The organism is Sinomonas sp., assembly GCF_051955515.1.
Lineage (GTDB): Bacteria > Actinomycetota > Actinomycetes > Actinomycetales > Micrococcaceae > Sinomonas.
Map to the genome: position 1 here is coordinate 1 of NZ_JBQCGQ010000231.1, position 8,835 is coordinate 8,835.

The 8,835-nt window shown below is 67.9% G+C and carries 9 protein-coding genes; 7 read left to right on the plus strand and 2 right to left on the minus strand.

The annotated features are described in order from the left end of the window. The coding region (locus ACTHL9_RS13730) for an HNH endonuclease signature motif containing protein (protein WP_440519853.1) at positions 1-282 on the plus strand (282 nt) is incomplete at its 5' end. 10 nt (positions 283-292) lie between these two features. On the opposite strand, the gene ACTHL9_RS13735 is transcribed toward ACTHL9_RS13730, so the two are convergent. Then, entirely contained in the window at positions 293-907 is a 615-nt protein-coding gene (locus ACTHL9_RS13735) for a TetR/AcrR family transcriptional regulator (RefSeq protein WP_440519854.1), read from the minus strand. Positions 908-1,173: 266 nt separating this feature from the next. Here ACTHL9_RS13735 and ACTHL9_RS13740 point away from each other — a divergent pair, with 266 nt between their 5' ends. Genes ACTHL9_RS13740 through ACTHL9_RS13765 form a run of 6 tightly spaced genes read left to right on the plus strand, consistent with a single transcriptional unit; the run spans position 1,174 to position 7,894 of the window. Beyond that, positions 1,174-2,850, plus strand: a complete 1,677-nt coding sequence (locus ACTHL9_RS13740) for an amidohydrolase (RefSeq protein WP_440519855.1) — start codon at positions 1,174-1,176, stop codon at positions 2,848-2,850. Positions 2,851-2,891: 41 nt separating this feature from the next. After that, positions 2,892-3,875, plus strand: a complete 984-nt coding sequence (locus ACTHL9_RS13745) for an ABC transporter substrate-binding protein (protein WP_440519856.1) — start codon at positions 2,892-2,894, stop codon at positions 3,873-3,875. Between the two features lie 2 nt (positions 3,876-3,877). Continuing rightward, a complete protein-coding gene (locus ACTHL9_RS13750; RefSeq protein WP_440519857.1) occupies positions 3,878-4,651 on the plus strand; it encodes an ABC transporter permease in 774 nt (257 codons plus the stop codon). Further along, complete coding sequence (locus ACTHL9_RS13755; RefSeq protein ID WP_440519858.1) at positions 4,651-5,427, plus strand: ABC transporter permease; 777 nt, start codon at positions 4,651-4,653, stop codon at positions 5,425-5,427. The genes ACTHL9_RS13750 and ACTHL9_RS13755 overlap by 1 nt, the downstream gene beginning before the upstream one ends. Further along, positions 5,424-6,269, plus strand: coding sequence for an ABC transporter ATP-binding protein (locus tag ACTHL9_RS13760; protein WP_440519859.1), 846 nt, complete (start codon positions 5,424-5,426; stop codon positions 6,267-6,269). Before ACTHL9_RS13755 ends, ACTHL9_RS13760 begins: the two co-directional genes overlap by 4 nt. Next, complete coding sequence (locus tag ACTHL9_RS13765) at positions 6,266-7,894, plus strand: sulfatase family protein (protein ID WP_440519860.1); 1,629 nt, start codon at positions 6,266-6,268, stop codon at positions 7,892-7,894. The genes ACTHL9_RS13760 and ACTHL9_RS13765 overlap by 4 nt, the downstream gene beginning before the upstream one ends. Positions 7,895-7,964: 70 nt before the next feature. On the opposite strand, the gene ACTHL9_RS13770 is transcribed toward ACTHL9_RS13765, so the two are convergent. After that, positions 7,965-8,835 (minus strand): helix-turn-helix domain-containing protein (locus ACTHL9_RS13770; protein WP_440519861.1); only part of this gene is annotated, 871 nt, incomplete at its 5' end.

Sequence of the window (8,835 nt, forward strand, 5' to 3'; positions counted from 1 at the left end):
GACTGTCGCTGCCCGGCCGCGCGGTCGGAGATCGATCACCGTATCGAGTGGCAGCACGGCGGGGCGACGGACGCCGACAACCTGCAGTCCCTGTGCCGCAAGCATCATGCGCTCAAGAGCATCGGCTCCTGGAGATCACAACGCGAGGACGGCGACGTGGCTTGGACTTCGCCTCTCGGAGGCCGAGCCGTTGCGGGGCCACTTGAGCGGGGTCTCGTGCCGGAGGTCGCGAACAAACAGGCCGAACCCCAAGCGGGGGAGCAGCCTCCTCCTCCGTTCTGATCCCCAGCCCTCACCCGTTGCGAGTGCCGGCGGCCTCGGCCTCCGTTTCTGCGGAAACGAGCGCGCCGAGGGAATCGGCGAGCAGTTCGATGAGCTGCCGTGACTGTTCCTCACGGGGGTCGGCAATGTGCTGCATGCTGATGCCGTCGATCCCGGACACGAAGAGCCGTGCGATGAGATCAAGATTGTGCGGTGCGGGTTGGCCAGCGGCCTCCGCAGCGGAGCGGAAGAGCTCTTTCGTCGACGAGACCCAACCCTCGTACATCGAGCGGTTCTGTTCGCGCGCCGCCGACTCCTGCTCGGGTCCCTCGCGGAATCGACGCAGCAGCAGCTCGAACGTGGTGACCTGCTCGTGCGGGCGCTGAAGCATGCGTTCCCAGATGCGCCGGGCGTGCTGGCGGATCACTGACGGCAGCCCTGCACTCAGGTCCGCGATGGGCGGGAGGCTCTTGGCGTAGTCGCGGCTCAGGAAGTAGTAGACCTCCTGGAGCAGTTCCTCCTTGTTGCGGAAGCAGTAGTGCAGCGCCGCGAGCGGGGCGTCCGCCTCGGTGGCGATCCGCCGGGTCGTCGCGGCGGGAAGTCCCTCCGTGGCGATCACCCGCGCCGCGGCCTCGACGAACTGCAAACGCCGCTCCTCAGCCGGAATTCTCGGCATCCAGACTTCCCCCTCTCAGTGCGCCCATCCTAGGCAGACGACGGCTTGGGAGGCCGTCACAAAAGATTTTACGGCAAAACCTAGTCAAGTGACCTAGTCAAGCGACATACTTCTGTCCAGAGACGTTGGCCAGCTCACACAGGGCCAGCTCACACAGGGCCAGCTCGCACACAGGACCAAAGCACAGAGGGCCAAAGCACAGCGGGCCAAGTCCCACAGGACATGAGGAGACACGGATGACGGCAGATGCCGAGGTTGCGATCGTCAACGCCGACGTGCTGACTATGGATGCGTCGGCTCCGACGACGGATGCCGTGGCTGTCCGAGCCGGGCGGGTAATGGCAGTGGGATCGGCCGAGGTCGGCACGGCGATTGGTCCGGCGACGACGGTCATCGATGCCGGGGGAGGCGCTGTTCTCCCGGGCATCAACGACGCACACCTTCACTTCACCGCCACCTCGATGGCCGCGTTCGGGTACGTTTCGGTGGATGCGGCCGTAGCCCCGAGCTGGGCGCAGGTGGCAGCGATCCTCGAGCGTGCCGAGCCTGGGGACGACGGGTGGATCCGTGCGCGGGGCTGGGACGACGTCCTCATCGGACCGGCACAGGACCAGCTCCTCGAGGTCCGCCCAGGGGTCCCGGTCATTGCGTTCGACGCGACGGGGCACCAGCTCGCAGCGAACAGGGCCGCCTTGGAGCGTGCGGGTCTCAATCGGGGCATCGAAGCTCCGGCAGGCGGCGTGGTGGGCAGGAAATCCGGCGGCGAGCCCACCGGGGTCTTTCAGGATGGCGCGATGGAGCTGCTCAACAGGGCGCTTCCGCCGATCCCGCAGCGCACGCTTCGCGAGGCCATGCTGGCGATGCAGCGTCGGCTCCACGCCCAGGGGATCACCTCTCTCACGGAGCCGGGATTGGGGCCGGCGAGTGCTGGGCTGCTTGACGGCTCCGGGTCCGTCGCGGCCCTGAAGCTGCTGGGAGACCTCGCTGAGGCGGGGGAGCTGACGCTCCGGACCACCGTTCTCCTGCTCTTTGCCGGCACAGGGGGAGCGGATGCAGCCGCCGTCGAGGCCGGGCTGAACAGCGGACTGGCGCGCGAGTACACGGATCGAGGGCTCGATCCCGCGCTCCTCCGGATCGCCGGAGTGAAGGTCTTCGCGGACGGCATTCCCCGCAGCGGAACGGCCTGGATGACCGAACCGTACGGTGACCACTGCACGCGGGGGAGTCTCGTCGTCGTCGGCCGCTCCGAGAAGGAGCGCGTCGAGGAACTGGGGAGGATCCTGGAGCTCATCGACGCCGCCGGTCTCCAAGCCGGGATCCACGCGACAGGCGACGCGGCGACCGAGACGGCTGTCGATGCGCTCATCAGCCGGGCCACCCCCGCCCTCAACCGCCACTACATCATCCACGGCGCCTTCAGCAGCGACGAGACGCTGGCTCGCATGGCGCGTCACGGCGTCGGCTACAGCACGAATCCCCTCATCCGCCACGGCGCCGGAGACGCGATGCGCCGCCTGCTCGGCGACGCACGGTTCACCCGCCACCAGCCGTTGCATTCGGCGTCGGAGGCCGGGATCAAGTTCAGCCTCGCCTCGGATGCTCCGGTGGCAAGCACGGATTGGCGCGAGACCATCGTGGCCGCCGTGCGCCGAGGAACCCGTACCACGACGGGTGCCGCGGATGACCCCGAGCGCATCGGCGGTCGCCGCGCACTCGCCGCCATGACGGCCGACGCCGCCTGGCAGGACCGCGCCGAGAAGGCAAAGGGGCGGATCATCCCCGGGATGGCAGCCGACCTCTGCGTCCTCTCCACGCCGTGGCCTGACGACGATCGCATCGAGGATCTCCTCGAAGCGGATGTCACCCTCACGCTCGCCGCCGGACGCACCGTCCACGAGCGAGCACTGCTCTGAATCTCATTCCTACCCACCCACCATCACGAGGAGACCTCTCCATGCGACGAAGCATTCCCGCGGCCCTCGCCGCCGTCCTCGCGCTCGCGCTCTCTGCCTGCGGAGGAAGCTCGTCGGCGAGTTCGGCCGCCGGCGACTCCGTCACGACCCTCAAGGTCGGCACGATCGGCATCGGCAGTGACGCGGCGATCAAACTCGCCATCGACAAGGGCTTCTTCAAGGAACAGGGCCTTGACGTGAAGACCTCCGTCGTCGCTAATCCGCCAGCCGGGATTGCCGCGGCCCAGAGTGGGCAGCTCGACCTCACCTACACGCCGTCGATCCCGCTTCTCAACGCCCTCAGCAACAACGTGCCGTTGACCGTGGTGGCGGCAGCGGACGGATACTCCGATGTGGCCATGTCCAGCAAGGACATGACCAAGGTGGACGACACCGGCCTCCTGGTGCAGAAGGATTCGACGATCAAGCGGCCGAAGGATCTCGAAGGCAAGTCCGTGTCCGTTCCCGCCCGCAAGGCGCAGCTCGAAGTGACCGTCAGCAAGCTGATCAAGGACGACGGCGGCGACCCCTCGAAGGTGAACTGGATGGTCCTCGATCCCTCGTCGGCGCTCCAGTCGCTCAACTCCGGCCGAGTGGACGCGGCATCCCTCGTCGCGCCGTTCGTCTCGAAGGCCATCTCTCAGGGGGACCGGCTCCTTGCCTCCCCGGGTGTCGAGTTCTTCAAGGCCGGCGCAGTGGGCCTCTGGGTGACCGGCAACAGCGCGCTGCAGAAGGAGCGCAAGGCCATCGAGGGCTTCAAGGCCGCCATCTACAAGGCGAACGCCTATGCAAACCAGCACATCGACGAGGCCCAGCAGCTGAGCGCACAGATCACGAACAACCCCCTCGAGGTCATCAAAGACGGAGCGGTGAACTACTGGCCGGACAAGGTCACGACTGACGACATCCAGCGGGTCAACGATTCCATGGCCGAGCTGGGGTACCTCAAGACCCCGGTGAAGCTGCCGGCAAATCTGGTCCTCTAGAGATGAGAACCTCGTTCAAGCCGCTCGCGGCGGGGGTCGGAGGTGTCGCCGTCGCCCTGCTGCTCTGGCAGGCTGCGTCGGCGGCCCGCGCGGCCGGGGGGTCTTTGCCATCGGTGGGCAGCGTCGCCATCGACCTCGGGGGCCTCGCCAGCAGCCCCGACTTCTGGTCCGCGCTCGCCCAGACGGTCGGGATCGCCCTCCTCGGCCTCGCGGCCTCAGCCATCGGGGGGATCGTCGTCGGTATTCTCGTGGGGAGCTTCGAGCCCGTCCGCTACGCGACGCGGGCTGCCCTTGAATTCCTCAAGCCGATCCCGCCCATCGTGATCCTCCCGCTCGTGGTGCTCATCCTCGGGCCCACAGGGCAGATGTCCTGGTTCCTCGTCTTCCTGGGATGCCTCCTGCCGATCGTGATGCAGACTGTCGACGGCGTCCACAGCACGGACCCCGTGGCCCGGGACACGGCCCGTTCGTACGGAATGAAGCCCGCCGAGATCCTCGTGCGCATCGTGCTCCCCAGCGCCATGCCGTACATCGGCACGGCCCTGAGGGTCTCGGCCCCGGCCGCGCTCATCATCACCGTCGTCGCTGGACTCCTCGGCGGCGGACCCGGGCTCGGCCAGAGCCTGTACCTTGCACAGGCGGGCGGCGACTACCCAACGCTCTACGCGCTGGTGATCGTGCTGGGCGTCCTCGGACTGCTGTTCCAGCTGGGAACGAGGGTCGCCGAGCGACGGCTCCTGCACTGGCACGAGTCCTACCGAGAGGTGGTGCACTGATGAACAAGCGCCCAGTCCTCTGGCTCCTGGGAATAGGGACGCCCGCCCTCCTCCTGGCCGGATGGTGGCTCGCCTCAGCCGGTTCCACGGACACCTTCTTTCCGCCCCTCGCTGACATCCTGGACCGGTTCCGTGCATTGTGGCTCTTCGACCACTTCGCGTCGGATGTGCTCGTGAGCCTGAGGAACCTCGCTCTCGGGTACGCGATCGCGGCGCTTGCCGCTGTCGCCGTGGGTTTCGTGACGGCCCTGGCGGCGCCCGTCCGCTGGGCCGTGGATCCCCTGATCCATTTCCTCCGGGGTATCCCGCCCGTGGCGCTGGTTCCGATCTTCATCTCGCTCATGGGTTTCGGCCCCGAGATGCGGGTGGCGAGCATCGCCCTCGCGGCGTTCTTCCCGACGTTCATCGCGACAGTCGACGGCCTGCGGGCCGTGGACCGCGGGCTGCTCGACGTCGCGCAGGTCTACCGGCTCTCGCGCCGCGACCGCGTCGTCACGGTCCTCCTTCCTGCGGCGTCCCCGCAGATCTTCTCGGGTCTGCAGGTGAGCCTGCAGACCGCCTTCGTGGTGATGATCGCCTCGGAGATGCTCGGCCCCTCACAGGGCATCGGTGCCATGACGCTCCTGGCCCAGCAGAGCTTCATGATCTCGGACATGTGGTCCGGAATCCTCCTCCTCGGTGTGATCGGCTTCGCCGCCAACTTCCTGTTCGACCTGGTCCGCCGCAAGGTGCTGGCCTGGTACATCGGCTCCCGCAGATTGGCCCGTGCATCATGAGAACTACAGAAACCGCCCCACTCACGGAGACGGACGCGCCTACGGTCCCCGAGCCCCCTCGGCTCGACGTCGTCCACCTCGCCAAGAGCTACGGCTCAAAGGGCTCCTCCTCACAAAGGGCCGACGGCGCCAAGAAGGTGATCGAGGACCTCACCTTCAGCGTCGGCGCCGGGGAGGTCGTGTGCATCGTCGGCCCCTCAGGGATCGGCAAGACGACGTTCCTGAAGTGCCTCGCGGGCCTTCAGCCGGCTTCGTCCGGGTACGCCGCGATCGACGGACGCAAGATCAGCGGGCCTCCGCCCGAGATGGCGCTCGTCTTCCAGGACTACAGCCGGTCGCTCATGCCGTGGCTCACGGTCAGGAAGAACGTCATTCTTCCGCTGCGGCACCTGCGCCTGCCCAGAACAGAACTGAAGGCGCGCTGCGACGAAGCGCTCGACGCCGTGGGGCTCTCCCACGCGGAGAACCAGTACCCGTGGCAGCTCTCCGGCGGCATGCAGCAGCGGGTCGCCATCGCGCGAGCCCTCGCATACCGGCCCGAGATCCTCATCATGGACGAGCCCTTTGCCTCCGTCGACGCCCAGACGCGATTCGACCTTGAGGACCTGTGCCTCAAGATCCGCGAGGACTTCGGCATGACCATCCTCGTGGTGACCCACGACATCGATGAGGCGGTGTACCTGGCCGATCGCGTCGTCGTGCTCGGGTCGAAGCCCGCGCGGGTGCTGCGCGTCGTCGACGTCGATCTCCCGTCCCCGCGCGATCAGATCACCACGCGCGCCCTGCCCGAGTTCGCCGAGCAGCGCACCGAGGTGCTCTCGCTGATCAAGAGGCCAGCGTGACGGCCGCCGAGCGCCCGGTGCAGCCGGAGCGACGGCCCAATGTCCTGATGATCGTCGCGGATCAGCTGCGGGCCGACCACCTCGGCTTCGGCGGGAATTCCGTGGTCCGCACCCCCAACCTCGACGCGCTCGCCGCCCGCGGAACGGTCTTCGAGAACGCGACCGTCGCGAACCCGACGTGCATGCCCAACCGTGCCTCGCTCGCGACCGGTCGATGGCCCTCCGCCCACGGGACACGCTGCAACGGGATCCCGCTCGATCCGGAGTCGCGCACGCTCATGCGTTCGCTCGCCGATTCGGGCTACCGGACGATCGGCGTCGGCAAGCTGCACCACCAGAACATGGGGTGGGACTTCGAGCCCGAACAGCAGGAGGAGATTCGGGCGACCGCGCCGCTCCTGCTGGATGAGCACTCCGCCGACGCGCGCCAGCGCGGGGTCGCGGAAGGGTGGGACCGCTGGGAAGACCGGAGGGCCCACGAGGAGCGGTTCATCCCCCTGCCCTCGGACTACTACGGATACGGGCACGTGGATCTCGTGGTAGGCCACGGGGACCATCCTGGCGGCCACTACCTGCACTGGGCTCGCGAGCGCGGATTGGATCCAGGGGCCGTCGGCGGTCGAGAGAACTCGGAGGCCGTCTATCCGGGATGGGACCAGGTGTACCGGACGGCGATCCCGGCTGAACTGCACCCGAGCGCCTACATCGGGGAGAAGGCCGTGGAGCACCTCAAGGACGCCGCGGGACAGGATGCACCGTTTTTCCTGTTCGTCTCCTTCCCCGATCCTCATCATCCGTTCTCGCCGCCCGAGGGGTATGACGAGCTCTATAGCCCCGACGACATTCCTCTGCCGCCGGGCTTCGAGCAGGACCATTCGACGTCGCCGCGGCACATCCAGCAGATGGTCGCGCGACGGGGCTGCCCGGGAAGCGATCCCACGATGACCTGGGCGGCGACTGCGGAACAGTATCGCCACGCTGCTGCGGCCCAGTACGGCTTGATCGCGCTCATGGACGAGCAGATCGGACGCATCCTCGCCGAGCTCGAGGCTCAGGGGCTCGCCGATAACACCGTCGTCGTCTTCACCGCCGACCACGGCGACCTCTTCGGCGACCACGGCCTCATGCTCAAGCACTTCTCGCATTATCGGGCGGTCACGAACGTGCCGCTCGTGGTCGCGCTGCCGGCCAGCCTCGGCGCGGTCGGCGACGGCGGGCGCAGCGATGCGCTCGTCTCGAGCCCGGACCTCGTTCCCACGCTCATGGAGCTCACGGGCGCTGCGCCGTTCCGCGGGATCCAGGGCAGGTCCTTTGCGGGGATCCTGCGGGGAGAAGCCCAGACGCATCGCGAGGCCCTGCTCGTCGAAGAGGATCAGCCATTCGGGCTCCCGGGCCTTCCCGGGCCCGTTCGGATGCGTACGGTCATCACGGCCCGTGGCCGCCTCACGCGCTACTTCGGATCAGGGATGGCGGAGCTCTACGACCACCATGCTGATCCGGGCGAGCTTGAGAACCTCGCCGGTCGCCCGGAGCACCGCGACCTGGAGCGGCACCTCACGGAAGCGCTCGTCGTCGAGATGGCGGGCGTCGCAGACGAGGGAACGGCGCCAACTGCGGCGGCGTAGTTCCCTCCGGCGCCTCGGTGCGCGGTTCTCCAGTCACCGCGCATCGGGGCGCCACTCTCTGCCCGCAGGTTCAGCCTGCGCGGTAGCCCGTGGGGGATTCGCCGAAGGCCGCCCGGAAGATGCGGCTGAAATGCGCCGAGTCGAGGAAGCCCCAGCGGGCGGCGATGGCGGTCACCGGCCGATCCGCGAGGACAGGGTCGCGAAGGTCGCGCCGACAGCGCTCGAGCCTGCGCTCGCGGATCGACGCCGCGACCGTGGTTCCGAGTTCGCGGAAGAGGTCGTGAAGGTGGCGAGTCGAGATGTAATGGGCCGTCGCGATCGAGCCGGGTGAGAGGTCTGGGTCGCCGAGGTTCGTCTCGATGAAATCGTGGATCCTCCCCAGGAGCAGCTGGTGCGGGTCCCGGAACGAGGCGCCGCGCACGTCCAGCTCGCCGTTGAACAGCGTGGTCACGAGGTCGAGCGCATTGTGGACGAGCCGCGTGCCATTGGGGCCGGCAATCGACTCGAGGCTGTCTGCGAGGCGCACGAGGAAGGGGCTCACAAGAGCGCCAAGTCCACTCGAGCCGCTGATCGTGGTCGCGGTGATCTGCGCCATCGCTTCGGCCGGAAGGTCGAGCGCCGTGTGGGGGAACATGAACACCAGACTGCGGAAGTCGCCGTCGAACGCGAGGGTATAGGGGCGATCGGTCGAGTAGACAGCCAGGTCGCCGGGGCGGACCACAGCCTCGCGCCCGTCCTGGAGGAGGAGCCCCATCCCGGCGAGCTGGATCCCCAGCTTGAAGTACTTGCGGTCGGAGGCTGCGATGAGCTCCTCGGTGCGGTGGACCGCGTGCCCGCTCGCAGCGACCTCGATCATGCTGAGGTCCTCGAGCTCGAGCCTCTTGCCGCGCATGCTGCCCCGGAAGCCCGCAACCCGGTCGGCGGTGACCTTGAGCGGGACG

Bases quoted from the DNA above. Each gene is read 5' to 3' on its own strand.
- ACTHL9_RS13740 (WP_440519855.1), top strand. From the start codon at position 1,174: ATGACGGCAGATGCCGAGGTTGCGATCGTCAACGCCGACGTGCTGACT.
- ACTHL9_RS13745 (WP_440519856.1), top strand. From the start codon at position 2,892: ATGCGACGAAGCATTCCCGCGGCCCTCGCCGCCGTCCTCGCGCTCGCG.
- ACTHL9_RS13750 (WP_440519857.1), top strand. From the start codon at position 3,878: ATGAGAACCTCGTTCAAGCCGCTCGCGGCGGGGGTCGGAGGTGTCGCC.
- ACTHL9_RS13755 (WP_440519858.1), top strand. From the start codon at position 4,651: ATGAACAAGCGCCCAGTCCTCTGGCTCCTGGGAATAGGGACGCCCGCC.
- ACTHL9_RS13760 (WP_440519859.1), top strand. From the start codon at position 5,424: ATGAGAACTACAGAAACCGCCCCACTCACGGAGACGGACGCGCCTACG.